The following is a 20,899-nucleotide window of genomic DNA, read 5'->3' as shown; positions in this document are numbered from 1 at the left end:
AATGGTTTTAGACAGGTCAAAAGCTCCGGAATTCAAGGTTCCAGAGGATTTTGAACTAGTACCCCCATCGGAAAACAAACTTTCCAATGGAGCTAGATTCTTTTATATCCCCACGCCAGGTTTAGAGGCAGTCAAAATTGATGTACTCTGTAGAGGACAGCGAGACTCACTCCCACTCGAGCAAACGCTTGTTTCTTCCTTCACGCTTCAAATGCTTCAGGAAGGGACAAAAACTAAGAGCGCTAGTGAGTTAGCTGAGTTTTTTGATTTTTATGCCTCTGAAGTCCACCCTATTTTGACTTTCTCTCAGGAAGGACTGGGTCTTTTATCTACCAAAAAACACCTGCAACCTGTTTTAAATGAATTCATGTCTTTGTTTACAGAGGCTACTTTTCCCCAGGATATGCTGGAAAAACGCAAGTCCCAGAGAAAACTCAGCATTAAACTAGAAAACGAAAGAACAGCATCCCGAGCTAGCCAGGTTTTCAGAAAGTGTCTTTTTGGAGCAGGACATCCCTATGGAATTGAAATCGAGGAAAATCATGTAGATAGCATAAAAAGAGATTTACTCATAGCGTATTACGACACCATGCTTTGGCAAGATTTAGAAATCTTCGTTACCGGAGATTTTGATTCTAAAGAGCTGGAAGCTATAAGCAACCTCCTCTGCGAGTTACCGAATAGGACTGTGATTGACCCCGTACTTCTTCCAGGCATCAACACGCTTTTGGCCGTGAAAGAACCGCGGAAAAACTCCGTGCAAAGTAGTATCCGTATCGGGAACCGGTCCATTCCCCAGAGTCATCCAGACTTCATTGCACTTACCGTTTTCAACACAATTTTAGGCGGCTATTTTGGCTCCAGGTTGGTAAAAAACATACGCGAAGACAAAGGCCATACTTATGGGATTTTCTCCTCGCTAGCCGAAATTGGAGATTACCACTATTGGGTGATAGCTGCCGATGTACAAAAGGAATATTATCTAGATGTAATCGAGGAAATCTACCATGAGATTAAAATTTTAACCGAAGTAGAAATTAATCCTGATGAATTGGAGGTCGTTCGAAACTATTTGATCGGACAGATGCTGAAGCAATTCAGTACTTCATTTGACCTAATTGACAGGTTCAAAGCTGTGCATCATTCAGGAATGGACTTCGACTATTACGCTCAGAAATTGGCATTCCTGAAGCAATTCACCGCTGATGATATCATGAAGGTAGGACATAAATACTTCTGCAACCCGCCGTTTATCGAGGTTGTAGTCGGCTAATCAGGTTAGCCTGACATACAGCCAGGATACGTCCAAGCCAATTCTGGCCCAAAGCTTATACAAACTAAATTCTATACCCTTCACATTCAGTTCCTGAGCAAGCTTCGCAAATCCTTTTGCTGATTGAAAATTTGCTGACCAGAGCGCATGTTTCAATTCAAACATAACTCTACTTTTCAACGCCTCATCCTCGTTTGAGTTTCTGTTCATTTCCTTGATCTTTTCGCAAACGCGAAGAGTACTTGGAAGCATCCGGGATTGATATCGGCGATATTGGCTTGCAGAAAGTGAATCCTCATGCTTTCTCTTTAACACACCAACATGACCTGAAAAAACTACCTGAAAATCTCTGGTCAAACGAAGCTGAATATCAAAATCTTCATAAGCTAGCGTAGCGTCGTACCCACCAATTTGCTTAAGAGTTTCAGTATTGAAAACCACCGAAGGTGCTGAAATATAACTTCGCCGAATCAGTGCCTCATACATTCCATTCTCCTCGGTCAACTCTTTTAATTCTTTGTAATCCCCTTGGCTGTAAAATGAAGTTTCCTTGCCATCTTCATCCGAAACAGTAACATCTGAAAATACAAATCCAGCATCAGGAACTGACTTTAAGTTAGCTATTGAGGTAGAAAGATGGTTTCCATACAAAAAATCATCACCTGATAAGTCAACTACAAACTGACTTTCAACCTGATTTAATACTTCATTAAAAAGCTGGCAATAGGGTTCAGATTCATGCTTATAAATCGCTTTGACTGAAATCTGTCCAGAATTATTCTTCACCCATTGCTTGATAATTTCTGGTGATTTGTCCTTACTTCCGTTATCCACCACGATCAACTCCTTGTGCTGATAATCTTGCAGGAGCACACTGATCAAAGCTTTTTCAATCCATCTCTCATGGTTGTATGCTATACAAACAACCGTAACCCCATCAGTAGTACCCATCTTATAGTTTCTTTACCCAAGTGATTTTATTACTCATATCATTCGAAAATCGTGACTTAAAAAACATCAACTTGTGATTCACCTCATCCTCAAGATCTGATGATCCAAGATCAATAAAATCAACTTTTTGCTCCACGGCGAGCTGAAAAAGTGCATTTACAATCAATTCACCCCCATTTTTAACCTGGATTTTCGGGTTGATAGCGGAGAGAAAATAATACAAGGAGTTACTTGTAAGTTTTACTCCGAGCGAATATCCAATCGGAACAGCATTTTTGCTCAAGGTGATAAGAAAATAACGATGCGGATATTCGGATACTTGCTGCACAATTCTATTTTCATCAACAGCGATTTCGTAACCCTTTTGGGAGTTCCAAGATTTGATTTCTTTCAAAAACCCAAAGTTTGAAATCGAGGAATAACGGACTTGAAGGTCTGAGTTTTTACTCTTTGACAGAAGCTTTGAAGATTCCTTTTGAGCTAGTTTTTTTAGTTTCTTCCTCCCTATAAAAAACTGATGACTCATTACATTTTCCTGTACAAAACCGCTTTTAAATAGTAGGTAATTTATCAAATCAGCATGTGGCTGGTAAGGTTTAGGAGCTTGGATGATGGTGATGGATTTAATTCCCCTACTTTCCAATTCCTCAATACTAGCCAAAATAAATGCTTCAATGGAAGCTGAACTTGAGTTTTCAATGATCCAAAAACCTCCGAATGGGGATTTGGGAAGTGAAATAGCTTCGCCGGTAATTGAAATTGCAAAGCTGATGAGGGCTTTGGTCTTTTGCTTCTTCTCCCAGATAAAATCCAACTGCTCCTGATAGTTTTCAAAAGGGAAATTGCTCAAAAAATAATCTTTATCCTCCCTCTGGGAGGTTACGACCCGAAGCTCGTGGGATTCATATATTTCCTTCTTGAAGCTTTCCAAAATATTCTAAGTCTCTGATGTAATCATCTTCTGAAAAAGCCTGATCCGACATTCCAAGCAATACCGAGTTGGTCGAAAATCTGGCAATTAACCAATTTAATGGAGGAATAAAAACGGCCTGATTCGGAGAGTCAAGAGTGAATTTAAAGGTTTCACCCTGTACGGACTGAATTTCAAGTAGCACCTTTCCAGCCACTGCCACTACCACTTGAGATTCCTCCCAATGTGCATGGTTTCCGCGAGTCTCGCCTTCCTTCACGCCGGATATCCAAAAACATCGCTGAATACCCTCGGGAAAGAGTTCCAAATTCTCCCAAAAGGTAAGACTTCCTGTTTCACTTGAATTCCCAGGTAGGGTGAACAGATAGGGTGATTTTGAAATAATAGATTCAGGCATTTCTAAGTAGTTCCTTCTGTTAAAAGTAAGTTATTTCGAATAGATAACCTGTTACCCATTTGTTATTTTTCTAAATTCGCTGCTCATCAACTCCAAGAAATCCATGTCAGACTTCGGCGACGAGTCAGCATTCGAAGATACATTTTTTACTGTTTCAGGTACCAGCGAAGGCCTTTACAAAGACAGAAGCAGCAAGTTTTTTTATTTTTCATTTCCTGTGAAAAATGAAGAGGAAATTAAAAACCACCTGGCAGAGCTTCGCAAAAAATACTACGATGCCAGACATCACTGTTTTGCTTGGGTACTGGGTAAAGATGGTGATCAGTTTCGGGCAAATGACGATGGAGAACCTAATCACTCTGCAGGAGATCCGATTTTGGGTCAAATCAGGTCAAATAATCTGACGAATATTCTAATTGTTGTCGTTCGCTATTTTGGAGGTACAAAACTGGGAATGAGTGGCTTGATCCAAGCTTATAGAACTTCCGCCGCTCTAGCAATTGAAGAAAATGAAATTGTCGAAGAACGGGTAAAAACCTCAGTGTCCATTCATTTTCCCTACCCAGTCATGAATGATGTGATGAAACTCATCAAGACCCATGAACTTGAGATAGTGTCGCAAGAAATGACTCTGGATTGCAAGATGGAGTTAGAATTCAGAAAGGGGTTAGAAGAACTGATTGTTACTTCTCTGGATGAAATAGAAGGTTTGGAGTTAATGCTTAGGTAAACAATTCATCCAAATAGCCTTCAGCCTTCAACTTTTTAAAGATTTCCAAACACCCCCAAGCATCTGTAGCGGCATAGCGCTGCTGCTTGATAGTAAGCTTGTCAGCTTCCCAATTTGACACTTGCTCGGACTTGGATATACGAATACCCAACACCATTGCGCAGAGATTTCGGACGCCTATATTGATAAAACCTACCCTTTTCAACTCGTCATTCAGATCAAAAAATGAATTCGGGTAAAAAGAATCTGTGAGTTTAGCCAGTCCTTTGATGTCGTCATGAACGGCAGCTCCTATCTTTACAATGCTCTCTTTTTCAAGAATATTCCGAATAGAATCCGGAAAGCCTATCTCATTCAACCTAAAAAGAAAAGCCTGAGTGGAAGTGGATAATTGCAGCAAGGAAACTTGGTTAGTCACTCCTTTTTTAAAAGCCGGCTTAGTCTCGGTATCAAAGCCAATCACACGCTGCTGAACCAGGAATTCAGCTACTTCCTCTACATCTTCAATTTTATCAATTAAAAATAGTTCACCCTCAAACTGTCCCAGCGGAAGGGCATTTACTTCTTCTTTTGTAATCTTAAATGGAATCATACCAACTTTTCTTCTTCTACTTCATCGTAATAGCTGATTCCAATTTTGAAATAGCCATATAAAATGGTCATAAAGGGACTAATAATATTAAAAAAGCAATACGGCGCATACGCCAAAGTAGCAACTCCCAAGACTGAAGCTTGAGTAGCCCCACAGGTGTTCCAAGGGACTAGAACAGAAGTCACTGTCCCTGAATCTTCCAGAGTTCTGCTGAGATTCTCAGGAGCCAAACCTCTTTTCTTGTACACATCTGCATACATTCTTCCAGGAACTAATATTGCCAAATACTGATCTGAGGTAGTGATGTTAAAGAATACACAGGTAGCCACAGTCGAAGCAATCAGAGAACCTACACTATGGACTTTCTGGATAATCGCTTCAGCTAGCACTCTTAGCATACCACTTTCTTCCATAATCCCGCCAAATACCATTGCCGCGATAATCAGCCAAATGGTGTACATCATTCCTGCCATTCCACTGGTCACCAGCAATTCATTCACCACATCATTTGTAGTAGAAATACTGATTTCTCCATACAATGACATCATCACTGCCTTGAAACTTTGATAGGCGTATGAGCCACTTTCGTCAGCTATCAAACGAACGATATCTGGCTGGAAAATAACTGCAAAAACTCCTCCTAATAGCGCTCCAGTGAGTAACGCCGGAATAGCCGGCACTTTTCTCACAATCATTATGATCACCAACAATGGCACAATAAACAGCCAACCTGTGATGTTGAATTTCTCTAAAATAACATCTGAAATAGCCTGAACATCATTGACAGTTCCATTGGATTCATAATTCAACCCGATCACCACAAAGATGATCAATGTAATCGTGATGGAAGGGACAGTAGTCTTTGCCATGTAGCGAATATGGGTAAACAAATCCGTGCCTGCCATAGCTGGCGCAAGGTTAGTCGTATCTGAAAGTGGCGACATCTTATCGCCGAAATATGCTCCGGAAATAATTGCTCCAGCTATGATTCCTTCTTCAAAACCCAATGCCTTACCAATTCCCAATAAAGCCACTCCTACCGTAGCAACGGTAGTCCAGCTACTTCCTGTGGCTACAGAAACGATAGCACTGACAATACATGCTGCCACCAGGAAAATAGCCGGGCTCAAAATCTGTAGCCCATAATAAATCATAGCGGGCACAATCCCACTGAGTAGCCAAGTTCCAGCTAATGCTCCAATCAAAAAAAGAATCAAAATACTAGACATCGCCGCACTGATACTTTTTACCATACCATCCTGGAGGGTTTCCCAATCAAAGCCTAAGCGATAGATTGCCACCAAAGCAGCAACCATAGAGGAGAGGATAAGTACTATTTGATTAGATCCTGACAGCCCATCTGTACCGAAAACCTGAATATTCAATACGAGTAGTACAATCAAAAAAACCAAAGGGATCAGTGCGTCAAAAACTTTTGGAGAACGGTTAAAACCTTGCATCAATAGGAATTTGGTGGTTTAAGGTGTTGAATCTAATGAAAAAATATCAATTACATCTTAGACAAAAGCCCAGAAAGTTCCTTTCCAACTTGCCATCCAATAGCCACCCCCATTCCGCCTAACCGTACTGCTGCCACAGTATTGGTACCTATCTTCTGAATTATAGGAGATTTTATTTTGCCAAATGCCATAATTCCAGTCCATTCCATATCCCAGAGGATGTTTTTTTCAGGGAAAATCACCTCTCTCGCCAGCTTTTCCAAATGAGATTTTATTTTCGGATTGACTTCAAAATCAGTGTTTTTTTCACTTTCAAAATCCTTATTTCTTGCTCCACCTAAAAGAAGCCGTCCGTCAATCTGACGAAAATAAACATAGCCTTTGTCCATATGAAAAGTCCCTTTCCAAGGGATTTTAAAATCTAGTGGCTGTGATAAAAGAATCAATCCCCGACCTGGCTGAATATCAGATTCGGGCCAAAGTTTCTTGGTAAAAGCATTCGTACAAACAGCAATTTTCTTAGCCTTGAACTCCACGGAACCTTCGCCAGCGGCATCTTCTGCCAAGACAATTCCTTCGTCATTCTGGATTTCACAAACAGACACACCTGTTAGGATTCGAATACCAACTTCCTGCGCCAATCTCCAGAGGGAAGTCATGTACATTCCAGGATCAAGCTCTCCCTCAAACTTATTTTTAACAATGTATTTGACCTGTGCATCGAAACCCATTTTTGAAGCGTTTTTCACAAGCGAAAAAACATCCTCTTTGAATACTGGCTTGAGAAGTTTGTTCACTGCAGACATCTGATCCAACGCTTCTCGCTGACTCTCATCCAATAGTTCATAGCCATGCGAATGCGCGTAGCCAAGCTTTTTCTCTCCAAACTGCTTCCTTATTGTCTTAAGTCCTATATACCTTCGCTCAATCAACGCGAGGACCTCATCTCGAGTCATGTGCCAAAAATCATCCAGAATTTCCGTCAAACTTCCAAAGCATGCAAAACCGGCATTTTTTGTACTTGCACCCGTCGGGAAAACGCCTCGCTCCAGCACCAGTATGTTTGCTTTGGGGTGTTTAGCCTGGAAATGAATTGCTGTGGAAAGCCCCACAAAGCCTGATCCGACTACAATAAGATCATACCTAAGAAAATGTTTTTTCTCCCAATAACTGAACATTTCGGAATTTTAGAAAAAGAATTAAAATAGATTTATTATTTTAATTAAATCTAAGCTATATAATCCCAAAATACCATGAGAAAAATAGATGAGTTATTCGATGAGTATGGGCAAAGTCATCAAAATATGACCAATAAGCTCATTCACTGGGTTTGTGTACCCGCTATTTTTTTCAGTATTGTAGGATTAATTTTTAGCATTCCTACTGAGCCACTTCCTGATTTGCTTCCTTTTCTCGGCAATTTTGCAAACTGGGCAACCGTAGTTTTAGTACTTGTACTTATCTATTACCTTATGCTTTCAATGCCTCTTACGCTCGGCATGTTTCTCTTTTCTGCCCTTTGTCTGGCCTTGGCAAATTTCATTGATCTGAATTTACCCGGAAAGCTGTGGATGGTAAGTTTAGGATTATTTCTTCTGGCCTGGATTCTTCAATTTTACGGTCATAAGATTGAAGGAAAAAAGCCAACATTTCTGAAGGACCTTCAATTTCTTCTGATTGGTCCTGCATGGCTGATGCATTTTATTTATAAAAAATGGGGAATTGCTTATTGAGAATTCGCCTTATCTACCCTACTACTGTCTTCCGTAATAGGCTGATTTCGGGTAAAAAGTTCTTCCAATCGCTCCAGCGAATGCTGGTTTTTCAGGGTATAAACACTTTCTAAAATCGATTTCTTCTCTCTTGAAGTCAATCTCCAATTCAAAGAAGCACGCTGCATGGTCTCCTGGCTCTCCGTCAATTCTCCTACTTGTACTTTTTCAGGAGCATATTCAAACTCTATCCTCTCAAGTCCAAAAGGCATAGACTCTACCATGTAATTGAAAAGAACCTCGTTCTGAATGGTTTGGACATTATCCCAATTGGCATAGATGTTTTTCAATGGGGTAAAAATCTTCTCAAAAATTCTGGGAGGAAAGCTTGGCGCTATTTCCGTCACTTTTTCAGAATCCCTTATGGTCACTAGCACCACTCCACCTGTATTTTCCTTAATCCAGGATTGAAAAACATACATAAACCGGAGTGCGTCTTGAATCCCAAAGTTGTCTGACAAGCCGGTATCCATGGTTTCCATAATAGGATCTGAAGGCAATTCTATATTGGGAGTGATAAATGGAAAGGTTGCACTCATCCGCAAAGCAGTAAGAAATCTAAGGTTCTTTGAATCATGGTTCTGGAAGAACCGAAGAAAATCTATCGTCTGCTTTTTCTCATCAAAACCAAATTTGCCTTGCATCGAAGTTCCAAAAAATGACATGGAATGTGGGGAAATCACAAGTTTTCTACCGTCGTTAGTGATCAAAGTAGTCACTGGAAGTAAAGGAATACTGCCAGAAAACTCGGGTTCTTTGTAAGCGGAAATAGGCTTATCCAGAATCCTTTCTGTATTTTGATTCAATTGATTTTCGAAAGCAAAACCCCTGTCTTTTAAATATTTATGCCCATTGTAATGAAAGTTTTGATTTCTGATCAATAAGTCATTCACCAGCAGCGTAAAAATTATCGGGTTTAAGTTATCAGCAGATATTTGATCCAGATATTTTTCATCCAGAGGATTTACTGTCAAGTCAGTCAATGACCGTAGATATACCTCTCTAAAAAACGCCTCGCCTATCACCCCACCAGATGCACCTGTAAAAAGTTCTGTGTGTTTCAAAACTTCTCCCGAGTCTATTTCATACATACTTTGCAAGACCTTAAAAGTCCAGAGTGCAGCGCGCTGACCTCCTCCGCTGGCAGCCACCATGACAAGCTTTGGCTTCCTTTCATCAGGAAACTTTGCTTTCCAATTATCAAGAATTGCCATCACATTCTCCCGGTCTTCCCGGACCAGCTCTGGAGTCAAAAGACTATCCATGTGAGCAAGGCTATAGTTGACTGGAGTCTTCGAATAATCCAGCCCATAAGCCTCATGTGGACGGTTGAGAAAACTGAAATTGCTGAAGTAATTAACCAGAATAATAAAGGCAAACACCGCAAAAGTAGCCCATCTCCTGAGCCAAAAACTGACTGCTCCCACTAGCATTACCAATATAGCTAACAAAAGCGTGGCACTCATCGCTGCGGGCAACTGGAGGTAAGGGTTTTCTTTGAAAAGCCCCAAAAACAGGACAAATAGGATCAAAACTACCTGGATGACAAATAAATTAAGATGATTTTGATCAAATACCCTCAGCAACTTAGTCCCCTCAAATCTAGAAATATCAGGTCTTACTTTTTCGGGTCTCAGGTTCAAATTCAGGTAGTAAAGAACCTTGTATTTTTGAGTTTTCAGCTCTTTATATTGGCTGATTACATTAGCACGGGTTAGCCTGACTTTGCGTAGCCTCTTGTCCACGGTACCGGCAAAAAGAATAAAGAAATCCTTATTAGTAAAAGCGAAGTACGCAAAAATGACAGCGTAGGTAAGTACACTCCCCCCCATAAACCCGAAAAAATAATACAATACTTGCCAGTCATTTGAGAGATTATTGCCCAGCTGAAAATCTATAAACCTGAAAATAAATACCACATAAAAAATCAGGGGAATGATTCCATTATTGATACAATAGTGGATAAAAGGCTTGTTGACAATCGCTAAAAAGGGAAAATGTCTGCCATCCATGATGTAGGTGGACATATGAAATGCCATAGTCAAAACCGCAAATCCAACCCCCATTAAAAAAAAACTGACCCAAGAAACCTGATGCAAATATTCAGGATCCAGAAAAAGAAACGGAATCCCCAGCATCACCCCGAAGTATTCCAAAATCACCCCCATCAATATTACCCAGATGAGTACAAGCCCCAGGTTTTTTCTCAGATGAAGTAAAAATAATTGGACTGGAAAACTGTACCAGATTTTATCCCGCATGAAATTGGTTTTGCGATAATTTACTGCTTTTCTTTTACTCTCCACAATCTTTTAGCAAATCCTCATATGCTTTTGAAAGACCGTAAAAATTAACAAATAAATCATTTTGAATATCAACGAGTTAGTAATGCGCTCCCTATGCGATGAATTTCTAATGCCGAAAATTGCCTTGCGCTTCAAAGGATATATTTTACCTTCGAAGCTCAAACTGAAAGAATTATGAGAACTTGGTTTTTATGCAAAGTCAAATATGCAAAAGAAAATGAGCAGGGTTTGCTTAAAAATATTTCGGAGGCATACCTAGTTGATGCGGTATCTTTTACAGAAGCCGAAGCAATCCTTTACGATAGGCTAGCCTCTCAAATTAGAGGTGATTTTCAAGTTACCGGAATCAGCAAAAGCAATATTGTTGATGTATTCTTCTATGAGGACGCGGACATTTGGCACAAGTGCAAAATATCCTACATGGTGGCAGATGGTGAGAGTGGCAAGGAGAAAAAGGTGACCCAATACATGATTGTTACTGCAAATGACGTCAAGGAAGCCTACGATAGAATCCAGGAAAGCCTAGGTAATATGCTTGTAAGCTTTAGAGTTCCTGATATTGTAGAAAGCCCAATTATTGAGGTATTCCCATTTGAAAGGGACGAAGTGGCTGATCAATTACCTGAAGGAAATTTCAGACCTGTATCAGAAGTAGCTCAAAACGAAGAGTAAGCTTTAGTAGAGATAGAATGAAAAAGGCCGCGCAAACGCGGCCTTTTTTGTTAGTATTCGTTATCACTGATTTTCATTGATCTGCTTCTTCTACTTGAGCGATTTCATAAGCATCTTTTCCATCCACCTGAACAGGTAAATAGTAGGTATCGCCATACTTGACGTAGGTTTGATCTCCCACTTTCACTTCTTCAGCTCCTTCTGGCAGTTTATCCACGGTAGCGCCTGCCGGAGGAGGAACTACAGTGTATTCACCATTCTCCTGCTCATAGTAAGTTCCTCCATAATAGTAGTTGTTCACCGTAGGACTGACCTCCACTACCTGTGCGTCACTAGGGATTACTTTTACTGTAGCTCCCTGAGGTGCTTCCACTACCACATATCCTCCGTCAGACTCCTCATAGAATACCCCTTGATCGTAATGATACTTTTGGTTTTCTACCGAAACGATAATAGCTGTAGTGGCGAGCGTAGCAATAAAGAAGCCCCAAGGATGCCACATAGGCCCCCAATAGAACGGAGTAAAGGGATGATAGTAATAAGGCCTGAAACAAGAAAAACCAAATCCTCCCCAAATAACCGGCGGACGAGGGTATGGACGATAAGGAGGACGATACCCGATGTTTCGGTTGTTTCTTACATTGATGTTATTTCTATTATTTACGTTGACATTGACGTTTTTACTATTGTCAATGTTCACTTTGTTCCCCACATTGGTTCTATTTCCAATATTGTTACCAGAGTTGTTACCGATTTTGTTGTCTTTGACATTGGCAACTTTGCTATTATTGGTCGTTTTATTTGTTACTCTACTGGATCCTCCATTCACGGTAGGTCTTGAACTCGAGTTTGTTGCCTTATTAACTGCCGGGCGGCTAGTCTGCCTGGAAGCAGTAGAAGTCGGGCGGGAAGCTGTTCTACTTGGTGCCCGGGAAGGAGCCTGTCTTGTAGTAGTTGGTCTTGCTCCACCTCTTCCTGCGGCAGCTCCCCTCATTCGCTGGGCTTCAGCCATGTCCGGGAGAACCAGCATTGCCAATATCCCCAGAGAAAGTGCTAATACTTTAATTTTATAAGCTTTCATATCCTTTGCTTTTTTGATTTAATCCTTCTTAATCCAAGTAATCTGCTTAGCACCAGGAGGTGGCAAAAACTCAAACATTGATTCAGGGTAACTGGTATTCAATTCCCAATCCGAGAAATCTGTCTCATGCTGATGGGATTGTGCTCCATCTAAGTAGGTAATCAACGCCTTCATCGGCAAGAAATAACCATCATCGGAAATCCAAAGTTGGATTGTAGCATTCTCATTGGCAGCACCGATGTGAAACACACGCTCACCATTAATATGTGTCACGCCCAGAAATTCTATGAAATCCATTTGATCCGTGAAATCCTTTGAAAATGTAGGGTAAAATAAATCAGCAGTAGTCAATTCTACTCCGAAGTCATCATAAAGCCAGTCAATGGTTTCAATCAGATTATCCGGTGCATCGGCTACTGTGTAAAGATTGTTTGCAAAAGAATAGTAAATGACCTGTGACCCATTGTAAGAATAGAGATCATCCTTTTGTTCACCATTTAGTCTGACTGTAAACTTATTTGGACCGACCAATTTAACTTTACTTGAGGCAAATTCCTTGATGAAAAAGTCTTCTGCATACGCCACGTCTTTTGAGACATTTGAAGTAAACCCTACAGAACTCAAACCACCGAACATCCCGCTCATCTTATCCAAAATCATCAAAGCAGTAGTGTCCATTTTTTTCTCTTGGGCTTGCACTAAATGACCCGAGAGAATCAACAAGAACCCGAAACAAATTTTCCTTATCATATGGATTGAATAGTTTAGTTAAAAATCATTTTAAATATAAAGAAATGAACACAATTTTGAAATCGTCCTAGACAGATTGGATAAAAGTTTAAGTTTTTTCATAAAAAATCAACTATAAAAGAGATCCAACCCTCCATCCAAATTTACTTTTAATAAAACAATACAGTCTCTAGAAACAATGTAGGATTAAGTCTATTAAACAGATAAAATATATGAAATTGTATTTCAAATAAATATATTTGTATTTTAAAACTTTAATAAGCCTAGAATCAATAATTCTCCTTTATGACCGATTACAATGCGATTCAGGGACTAAGTCAGCTTGCGGTAGTTTCAGAATATTTTCTACAGGTGACATTAGACAAGACTGGACGGGTTATTACTTCTGACTCTGGCATTGGGCCTGTGCCCACTTTTTTCGACAATAAGGAGAAACCTATTTATTTTGCTGATTGCTTTGTAGCTTCAAATTGGGGGAAATATGAGAACCAGCGCATAAAAGCATGGAAAAACTCTCACCAATCATTTACAGTAGATCTTCAAAAAATCGTTCATCCAGAAGGTGACTTGGTTGACACCAAATGGGAATTCTTTTTTATTTCTGAGGACTTTGGTACTTGCTTAGGCATAGGGCATCCAGTTTCTCAGCCTATGCCTTATAATCTAGGTTTAGGGGACTTCTTTGACAGTACGACTAGTGAAGGAAAAGAAATTATTGATAGTATATTAGAGGATAAATTACTCGGGTTTTGGGAGTTTGATGTGACCAAAAAAGGAGACAACATCAGTCAAGGATTGGGGCAGATGCTTGGATACACTCAGGATGAACTCACCGGTACCATGCCTATTTCCTGGCAAAAGCATATTCATCCGGAGGATTTCCCTAACCTGATTCATGATCTCGGTATTCACTTTAAGACACCCGGGAATATCCCTTTCAAAAAAGAGTTTAGAATAAATCAAAAGACAAATCAGACGATTTGGGCTTTGGGTTTTGGGAAAACAATAGAATGGTCAAACAGCGGACACCCCACCAAAATCTTAGGCTGTATCTTGGATATTACTGACAGAAAAAAACAAGAAATCTGGTTAAAAGAACATCATTATTTCCTTAAAGAACTTGCCTTTGAACAATCCCATACGCTGCGGGCAAGAGTGGCAAATATTCTAGGAATTCTTGAAATTCTAGACAGTGAACCTCAAAACAATGAATCTAAGAGATTGGTACAGCTGATCAAAAAAGAAACAAAATTGCTTGACCAATCCCTTAAGAAAAGTATCAAGGAATCTGTACAAAAAAATAAGTCCCTAGAAGATGATTTAACAAATGACAACAGTAGTTCACTACTTTAAAAAAAGTTAAAGATTCCTGATCTTCCATTTTGCTTTCAGATAGCCCCAAATCACTTTGGGGCTCATGGCTTTTTTCCTCTTGAGGCTTCCATCATATCCCACATCTCTTCAGGTATTTGATCCAGGTTATTAAATTCACCCGCGCCTTTCAGCCATTCTCCACCATCAATCGTCATCACTTCTCCATTTACATAACTGGAGTAATCAGACACTAAATAGGCTGCCAGATTTGCGAGCTCCTGATGCTCTCCCACTCTACCTACAGGCACTTTCTTCGCCGGATCAAATTTTTTCACCAAATCTCCTGGTAATAAGCGACTCCAGGCTCCCTCTGTAGGAAATGGCCCTGGAGCAATTGCATTAGATCGAATCCCATACTTGGCCCATTCTACGGCCAAAGAACGCGTCAGCGCCAATACCCCTGCCTTTGCAGCCGCTGAAGGGACAACGTAGCCCGATCCAGTCCATGCATAAGTCGTTACAATATTTAAAAAGGTACCCGATTGCTTTTTGGCAATCCAATCTTTACCTGCGGTAAGTGTGACCTGAGAAGTTCCCTTCAGCACAATATCCAACACCGTATTAAAAGCATTGATAGATAATCGCTCCGTAGGACTGATAAAGTTCCCTGCGGCGTTATTCAATACGACATGTATTTGTCCTAATTTTTCATTAGCAGCTTTCCACATAGCCTCAACTTGGTCTATTTCTCTAACATCACAAGCTAACGGAATCACTTTCCCACCTTTAGCAGTCATCATTTCTTGGGCTGTTTCTTCCAGCACATCTAGCTTGCGGGAAGTAATCACCAAGTTGGCTCCTAGCTCTAAAAAATACTCCCCCATCGACCTACCAAGACCTGTTCCGCCGCCGGTTAAGATGATATTTTTCCCTTTCAAAGCTCCAGGTTTGAGCATCCCTTCTGCTAAAATCATAAATTTGTGGTTTATCGTTGTCTCCGAAGATAGCTATTTCGGCTTGGTAATTGAAGTAAGAAAAGTAAACCAACTCTAAAATTTTTAATCGTCAGTTAATGAGAAAATTGATTTTCGGACTCCTCATCCTAATTCCAGTGTTGATGAGTTGTGAGGAAGATGAGGATAAAGTAATCCAGACAGATTTACCAACTGAGGCTAATGAATTGTTCAAGATTTCAAAAGCTTGGAATGAAAGCCTCTATTTTGCAATGATTTCTTGGGAGGAATATCAACAGTTAGATTCACTTAACTTACCAAACTGTCCAATGATTAAAATAGACCAGGACTCGAGAGAAGTAACTTTGGATTTTCTACCAAGTACAGCCTGTGTACAGTCTGGAGAATATGGCAGGAGCGGTAAACTGATTATGACGTTCGACTCTACAGTTATCAGTCCAAATCGAAAATGGAGTATGCACTACGAGGATTATCTTTTTGGAACTGACTCTATCAAAGGAATTAGAAACTTCTCAAGTGATGACTCACTACTCGTTTCAGAAGAATTCAGTGAGGTAATAGAAAAAACAGAAAAAGAACTGACCACAGAATTCTCCGGGAATTTTACCCACACCAAATCTTACGATGGGGACTCATTAGTTAGCTTTTCATCTGTTGGGAAAATAGTGGGGAAAAATCCTGCAGGCCGAAATTTTGAAATCATTTTGGATAGTCCAGTTGAACATGCTATTTCCTGTTACCAACAAAACGAAATAATCCCCAGGTTTGGAAAAGAAAACTGGGTGGTATCCCGGGGAGGCACATCTGAGGTTAGGTATTCAACAAGCTATGAATCATTAATTGATAGTTGTAAAGTTGCAGTTAATACTACCTTACCGGACGGAAGAAAATTACTTTTAAACCCAACTCAGTAAACGCAAAAAAGCCCCGATTTTCACCGGGGCTATTATTTTAACTTGCAGTCCTATTAATATCTGTAATAGTCAGGCTTGAATGGACCTTCCACAGTTACGCCGATATACTCCGCTTGGTCCTGAGAAAGAACTTCCAGATCAACACCCAATTTAGCCAGGTGCAAAGCAGCTACTTTTTCATCCAAATGCTTTGGCAACACATAGACTCCCGGCTTGTAGTCACCAGAATTATTCCAAAGCTCAAGTTGAGCCAAAGTTTGGTTTGTGAATGAATTTGACATTACGAAAGAAGGGTGACCTGTTGCACAACCAAGGTTTACTAAACGACCTTCAGCCAATACGATGATTTCCTTACCTTCTATAGTATAGAGATCGACTTGTGGCTTGATCTCGACTTTCGTGTCACCATAAGTTCCGTTTAACCAAGCCATATCGATTTCATTATCGAAGTGACCGATGTTACACACGATTGTCTTATCTCTCATCGCTCTGAAATGCTCTTCAGTGATGATATTCTTATTTCCAGTAGCAGTCACTACTATATCTGCTTCTTTGACAGCATCTGCCATTTTCTTCACAGCAAAGCCATCCATAGCAGCCTGAAGTGCACAGATAGGGTCGATTTCCGTTACGATTACCCGAGCTCCTGCCCCTCTAAGGGATGCAGCGGAACCTTTCCCAACGTCACCATATCCACCTACTACTGCTACTTTACCAGCCATCATCACGTCGGTTGCTCTTCTGATCGCATCTACCAACGATTCTTTACATCCGTATTTGTTATCAAACTTAGACTTGGTTACTGAATCATTGACATTGATAGCAGGCATTGGAAGCGTACCATTCTTCATTCGCTCATAAAGTCTATGAACACCAGTAGTAGTTTCTTCAGAAAGACCCTTGATACCAGCTACCAACTCAGGATACTGATCCAAAACCATATTGGTCAAGTCACCACCATCATCCAAGATCATATTCAATGGCTTACGGTCTTCTCCGAAAAATAAGGTCTGCTCGATGCACCAATCGAAATCTTTCTCATTCAATCCTTTCCATGCATAAACTGAAATACCTGCAGCAGCTATAGCAGCAGCAGCATGATCCTGAGTAGAAAAAATATTACAAGATGACCAAGTCACTTCTGCTCCAAGAGCTACTAGAGTCTCGATCAAAACAGCAGTTTGGATAGTCATGTGAAGACATCCTGCGATTCTCGCACCTTTCAAAGGCTGTGAAGCACCAAACTCTTCACGCAAAGCCATCAAACCTGGCATTTCAGCTTCTGCAAGTTTTATTTCTTTTCTTCCATACTCTGCCAAGGAAATATCTTTTACCTTGTATTGAACGAACTTTTCAGATTTAATTTCTGACATATTATTGATAGTTAACGTATTAATTTCACTAAAAACCTGCACAAAGGTACCGCTTAAAATTTGGAATCTAAAATCGTAAGTGACTATTGAAAGACAACCTCCTTCAACCCAAAAACTATTAAATCTCCATTTTCCAACTCCATTTCCAGTTTCCCCTCCGTGGTAACCCCAACTATTTTCGCAGAAAATTGTTCTCCATTTGCTGAATAGTTAGCCCAAATTTGATTTCTATAGAGGCGGTTTAAGTATTCTGCCTTGATTTCTTTCCATCTTCCTTTTTTCAACTGAATATAACCTTGCTCCAATTGGGTAATCAAAAGCCGGAATAATTCCTGCAAATTAATTTCACTTCCTGTTATGGCTTTTACCGAAGCAGCATTTCCAGCTTCAAAAGCTACTTGATTAATATTCAAGCCAATACCAACGACTGCAAACTCCCATTCTTTTCCCGAAAAAGTATTTTCAATCAAAACTCCACCAATTTTTCCATAGCCAGGAACAATCAAGTCATTAGGCCATTTTACCTGTAAAGTAGGCAGATAGTCTTGAAGTAACTGCCTGATGCTATTTGAAACAGCCATATTCAAAAAAAACTGCTCTGAAATGTCCATAAAATCAGGCCTTAAAACCAAAGAAAATGTCAAGTTCATACCCGCTTGAGAACTCCAAACATTCCCCCGTTGCCCCTTGCCCTGAGTCTGATGATTGCATATTACGACACTGCCTTCTCCCGCCTGTCCCGTTCTGACCAAATTGAGCGCAGTGTCATTTGTGGAGTGACACTCTGGCAGGAAATGAACATCTTTCCCTAAAAAAATCGTATTGGCAAGAATTTTATACATAAATTTTGAATTCGTCTAAAAAGGATGTTTATATACGAGATTGCAAAATTAATTGAATAATATGACAGCAGAGGAGCTGAGCAAAGTAATCATTAAAGGAATGGAGGAAAAAAAGGCTTCTGACATTGTTTTGATGGATCTAAGGAATATTAAAAACACGGTGACAGATTTTTTTGTTATATGCTCAGGAAATTCTGATTCGCAGCTAGACGCCATTGCGGATTCAATAGAAGAGGAAGTGATAAAAATAGGTCAGGGGAATCCATGGAAAAGTGAAGGGAAAAGTAGCCGTCAGTGGATCTTGGTAGATTATGTGAACGTTGTGGCACATATTTTCCTTAAAGATAAGAGATCATTCTATGGTTTAGAAGACCTTTGGGGAGATGCTAAAGTCACCCGGATTGGATAAAAACCAAAAACTTTCAGAAAACCCCTCCGTTTACCTTAAGTTTATGAAATTACCGTACTAAGAAATGAGCGATACAAAGAATAATAAAAACAAAAAATTCACCCCAAAGGCACCTCAGAAACCCAATTTCCAGCTTTGGCTGATTGTTGCAGCTGTTGCCGTTTTGGTAGGGCTTACCGTGATTCAGAATAGAAATTCTAAGGTCGATATTACTCAAAAGAGATTTGAGGATATGTATATGGCTGGAGACGTATCTAAAGTAACCATGGTGAAAAACATGGAGCGTGTAGATGTCACTCTAAAAAATTCTGCGCTATCTACTGAAAAGTATAAAGCTGAGTTGGAGTCCAATTCTACTTTTTTCAACCCACAAGGACCGCATTATTCCTTTGAAGTAGCATCAGTAGATAAGTTTGCACAGGATTTTGATACGCTAAAGGAGGAAGTTCCGCAGGAAAATCGCATAGAACTATCCGTAGCCACAGAGGAAAACTGGGGAAGCTATTTCAGCAGCTTCGGATTTTTAATCCTGTTATTTGTCCTTTTCTGGTTTATGATGCGCCGCATGGCAGGACCTTCGGGGCCGGGAGGACAGATATTCAATGTGGGTAAATCTAAAGCTCAATTATTCGATGCGGAGAACAAAGTCAAAATCACTTTTGACAATGTGGCAGGACTCGATGAAGCTAAAGAGGAAGTTCAGGAAATCGTAGAATTTCTGAAAAACCCAGGCAAATTCACCAAATTAGGTGGCAAAATCCCTAAAGGTGCTTTGCTGGTAGGCCCTCCAGGTACTGGTAAAACCTTGCTTGCAAAAGCAGTCGCAGGAGAAGCCGGAGTCCCATTCTTTACACTTTCAGGCTCCGATTTCGTGGAAATGTTCGTTGGTGTAGGTGCTGCCCGAGTTCGTGATTTGTTTAAGCAAGCCAAGGAAAAAGCACCTTGTATCATCTTTATAGATGAGATCGATGCGATCGGTAGATCTAGAGGTAAAGGCCAGATGCCAGGCTCCAACGACGAAAGAGAGAATACTCTTAACTCCCTTCTTGTGGAAATGGATGGATTTGGCACCGATACTGGAGTAATCGTAGTCGCTGCTACTAACAGACCTGATGTACTGGATAGCGCATTGCTCAGACCAGGACGTTTTGACAGACAGATATCTATAGATAAGCCAGATATCAATGGTCGTGAAGCCATTTTCAAAGTGCACTTGAAGCCAATTAAAACAGCTGATGATGTGGACCCTAAAAAATGTGCGGCTCAGACCCCAGGTTTTGCCGGAGCTGAAATCGCAAACGTCTGTAACGAAGCTGCATTGATCGCAGCGAGAAGAAATAAAACTGCTGTAGATATGCAGGATTTCCAAGATGCTGTGGATAGAGTGATCGGTGGATTGGAGAAGAAAAACAAAATCATTTCTCCTGAAGAAAAGAAAATTGTTGCCTTCCACGAAGCAGGTCACGCTGTAGCGGGCTGGTTCCTGGAGCATGCTGACCCATTGGTCAAAGTAAGTATTGTCCCTCGTGGAGTGGCTGCTTTAGGCTATGCCCAATATCTTCCTAAGGAGCAGTTCTTATATCAGACTGAGCAACTGATGGATGAGATGTGTATGACGCTGGGTGGACGTGCAGCTGAGGAAATCATCTTCAAAAAGATCTCTACGGGTGCTTTGAGTGATTTAGAGCGAGTGACAAAGTTAGCTTACTCTATAGTGTCGGTTTACGGCATGAACGATAAAATCGGGAATGTTTCCTTCTACGATTCCAAAGGTGATGGTTATAAAATGACCAAACCTTACTCCGAAACCACTGCAGAAGTGATTGATGAGGAAGTTAGAAAACTTATTCAGACAGCTTATGATAGAACTAAGGAGTTGCTTACCCATAGAATCAAGGAATTAGACATTTTGGCCAAGGAACTTTTGGAAAAAGAGATTCTCTTCCAAGCTGATTTGGAGCGACTGATCGGAAAGAGACCTTTTGACAAGGAAACGACTTATCAAGCCTTTACCAATAAAAAGGACTTGCCAAAGGAGCCAGATTTGATCTCTAAGGACGAAGAGAATAATCCTGAATCTTCAGATCCGCTAGTAGATCCAATCCCGGAGCCAAATTCAGATAATAGAATCATATAATATTAGCCCCGAATCAATCGG

Annotated in this window: 20 protein-coding genes; 8 read left to right on the top strand and 12 right to left on the bottom strand. The window is 40.4% G+C overall.

Annotated elements, in window-relative coordinates; all coding sequences use genetic code 11:
- The first annotated feature begins 1 nt into the window (after nt 1).
- Nucleotides 2-1,273, top strand: coding sequence for a M16 family metallopeptidase (locus BM386_RS21090; protein WP_091697826.1), 1,272 nt, complete (start codon nt 2-4; stop codon nt 1,271-1,273).
- Here BM386_RS21090 and BM386_RS21085 read toward each other — a convergent pair whose 3' ends face one another.
- From BM386_RS21085 to BM386_RS21075, 3 genes are read right to left on the bottom strand one after another with little or no spacing between them, the layout of a single operon-like run.
- Complete coding sequence (locus tag BM386_RS21085; protein ID WP_091697824.1) at nt 1,274-2,224, bottom strand: glycosyltransferase; 951 nt, start codon at nt 2,222-2,224, stop codon at nt 1,274-1,276. It lies immediately after the preceding gene.
- A 1-nt stretch (nt 2,225) separates the two neighbouring features.
- Nucleotides 2,226-3,155 (bottom strand): hypothetical protein, encoded by a 930-nt coding sequence (locus BM386_RS21080; RefSeq protein ID WP_244545589.1) that lies wholly within the window; start codon nt 3,153-3,155, stop codon nt 2,226-2,228.
- A complete protein-coding gene (locus BM386_RS21075) occupies nt 3,127-3,552 on the bottom strand; it encodes a sugar 3,4-ketoisomerase (RefSeq protein WP_091697823.1) in 426 nt (141 codons plus the stop codon). Before BM386_RS21075 ends, BM386_RS21080 begins: the two co-directional genes overlap by 29 nt.
- 103 nt (nt 3,553-3,655) lie before the next feature.
- On the opposite strand from BM386_RS21075, the gene BM386_RS21070 reads away from it, so the two are divergent.
- Nucleotides 3,656-4,282 (top strand): IMPACT family protein, encoded by a 627-nt coding sequence (locus BM386_RS21070; protein WP_091697821.1) that lies wholly within the window; start codon nt 3,656-3,658, stop codon nt 4,280-4,282.
- Here BM386_RS21070 and BM386_RS21065 read toward each other — a convergent pair.
- From BM386_RS21065 to BM386_RS21055, 3 genes are read right to left on the bottom strand one after another with little or no spacing between them, the layout of a single operon-like run.
- Nucleotides 4,275-4,874, bottom strand: coding sequence for a 3'-5' exonuclease (locus tag BM386_RS21065; RefSeq protein ID WP_091697820.1), 600 nt, complete (start codon nt 4,872-4,874; stop codon nt 4,275-4,277). The genes BM386_RS21070 and BM386_RS21065 overlap by 8 nt on opposite strands.
- Nucleotides 4,871-6,334: a Na+/H+ antiporter NhaC gene (nhaC, locus tag BM386_RS21060; protein ID WP_091697818.1), complete on the bottom strand. Its 1,464-nt coding sequence runs from the start codon at nt 6,332-6,334 to the stop codon at nt 4,871-4,873. Before nhaC ends, BM386_RS21065 begins: the two co-directional genes overlap by 4 nt.
- A gap of 50 nt (nt 6,335-6,384) precedes the next feature.
- Nucleotides 6,385-7,512 (bottom strand): NAD(P)/FAD-dependent oxidoreductase, encoded by a 1,128-nt coding sequence (locus BM386_RS21055; protein WP_091697817.1) that lies wholly within the window; start codon nt 7,510-7,512, stop codon nt 6,385-6,387.
- 75 nt (nt 7,513-7,587) lie between these two features.
- Here BM386_RS21055 and BM386_RS21050 point away from each other — a divergent pair, with 75 nt between their 5' ends.
- Complete coding sequence (locus BM386_RS21050; protein ID WP_091697815.1) at nt 7,588-8,067, top strand: Mpo1 family 2-hydroxy fatty acid dioxygenase; 480 nt, start codon at nt 7,588-7,590, stop codon at nt 8,065-8,067.
- Here the strand turns inward: BM386_RS21050 and BM386_RS21045 are convergent.
- Nucleotides 8,061-10,367: a patatin-like phospholipase family protein gene (locus BM386_RS21045; RefSeq protein WP_091697963.1), complete on the bottom strand. Its 2,307-nt coding sequence runs from the start codon at nt 10,365-10,367 to the stop codon at nt 8,061-8,063. The genes BM386_RS21050 and BM386_RS21045 overlap by 7 nt on opposite strands.
- A gap of 219 nt (nt 10,368-10,586) precedes the next feature.
- Here BM386_RS21045 and BM386_RS21040 point away from each other — a divergent pair, with 219 nt between their 5' ends.
- Nucleotides 10,587-11,084: a DUF4494 domain-containing protein gene (locus BM386_RS21040; protein ID WP_091697814.1), complete on the top strand. Its 498-nt coding sequence runs from the start codon at nt 10,587-10,589 to the stop codon at nt 11,082-11,084.
- A gap of 73 nt (nt 11,085-11,157) precedes the next feature.
- Here BM386_RS21040 and BM386_RS21035 read toward each other — a convergent pair whose 3' ends face one another.
- Nucleotides 11,158-12,165 carry a DUF6515 family protein gene (locus tag BM386_RS21035; RefSeq protein ID WP_091697811.1) on the bottom strand — a complete coding sequence of 336 codons (1,008 nt, stop codon included), beginning with the start codon at nt 12,163-12,165 and terminating at the stop codon, nt 11,158-11,160.
- A gap of 18 nt (nt 12,166-12,183) precedes the next feature.
- Nucleotides 12,184-12,915, bottom strand: a complete 732-nt coding sequence (locus BM386_RS21030) for a DUF2092 domain-containing protein (protein ID WP_091697809.1) — start codon at nt 12,913-12,915, stop codon at nt 12,184-12,186.
- A gap of 285 nt (nt 12,916-13,200) precedes the next feature.
- Between BM386_RS21030 and BM386_RS21025 the strand changes: the two genes are divergently transcribed.
- The gene (locus tag BM386_RS21025; protein ID WP_091697808.1) at nt 13,201-14,268 is read left to right on the top strand and encodes a PAS domain-containing protein; all 1,068 of its coding nucleotides are present in this window, start codon (nt 13,201-13,203) and stop codon (nt 14,266-14,268) included.
- A 62-nt stretch (nt 14,269-14,330) separates the two neighbouring features.
- Here the strand turns inward: BM386_RS21025 and BM386_RS21020 are convergent, their stop codons facing one another.
- On the bottom strand, nt 14,331-15,203 hold the full coding sequence (locus BM386_RS21020) for an SDR family oxidoreductase (RefSeq protein WP_091697806.1): 873 nt from the start codon (nt 15,201-15,203) through the stop codon (nt 14,331-14,333).
- Between the two features lie 98 nt (nt 15,204-15,301).
- Here BM386_RS21020 and BM386_RS21015 point away from each other — a divergent pair, with 98 nt between their 5' ends.
- A complete protein-coding gene (locus BM386_RS21015; protein WP_091697805.1) occupies nt 15,302-16,117 on the top strand; it encodes a hypothetical protein in 816 nt (271 codons plus the stop codon).
- 53 nt (nt 16,118-16,170) lie between these two features.
- Here BM386_RS21015 and ahcY read toward each other — a convergent pair whose 3' ends face one another.
- Nucleotides 16,171-17,490 carry an adenosylhomocysteinase gene (ahcY, locus tag BM386_RS21010; protein ID WP_091697803.1) on the bottom strand — a complete coding sequence of 440 codons (1,320 nt, stop codon included), beginning with the start codon at nt 17,488-17,490 and terminating at the stop codon, nt 16,171-16,173.
- A gap of 83 nt (nt 17,491-17,573) precedes the next feature.
- Nucleotides 17,574-18,332 carry a biotin--[acetyl-CoA-carboxylase] ligase gene (locus tag BM386_RS21005; RefSeq protein WP_091697801.1) on the bottom strand — a complete coding sequence of 253 codons (759 nt, stop codon included), beginning with the start codon at nt 18,330-18,332 and terminating at the stop codon, nt 17,574-17,576.
- A 61-nt stretch (nt 18,333-18,393) separates the two neighbouring features.
- On the opposite strand from BM386_RS21005, the gene rsfS reads away from it, so the two are divergent.
- Together rsfS and ftsH are read left to right on the top strand one after the other, a co-directional pair.
- The gene (gene rsfS / locus BM386_RS21000) at nt 18,394-18,741 is read left to right on the top strand and encodes a ribosome silencing factor (RefSeq protein ID WP_091697800.1); all 348 of its coding nucleotides are present in this window, start codon (nt 18,394-18,396) and stop codon (nt 18,739-18,741) included.
- A gap of 64 nt (nt 18,742-18,805) precedes the next feature.
- The gene (gene ftsH, locus BM386_RS20995; RefSeq protein ID WP_091697798.1) at nt 18,806-20,878 is read left to right on the top strand and encodes an ATP-dependent zinc metalloprotease FtsH; all 2,073 of its coding nucleotides are present in this window, start codon (nt 18,806-18,808) and stop codon (nt 20,876-20,878) included.
- Nucleotides 20,879-20,899: the final 21 nt, after the last annotated feature.

The sequence above is a fragment of the Algoriphagus locisalis genome (assembly GCF_900116615.1).
Lineage (GTDB): Bacteria > Bacteroidota > Bacteroidia > Cytophagales > Cyclobacteriaceae > Algoriphagus > Algoriphagus locisalis.
Note: the sequence above shows the minus strand (reverse complement) of the source record. Positions and strands in the feature narration are given on the sequence as shown.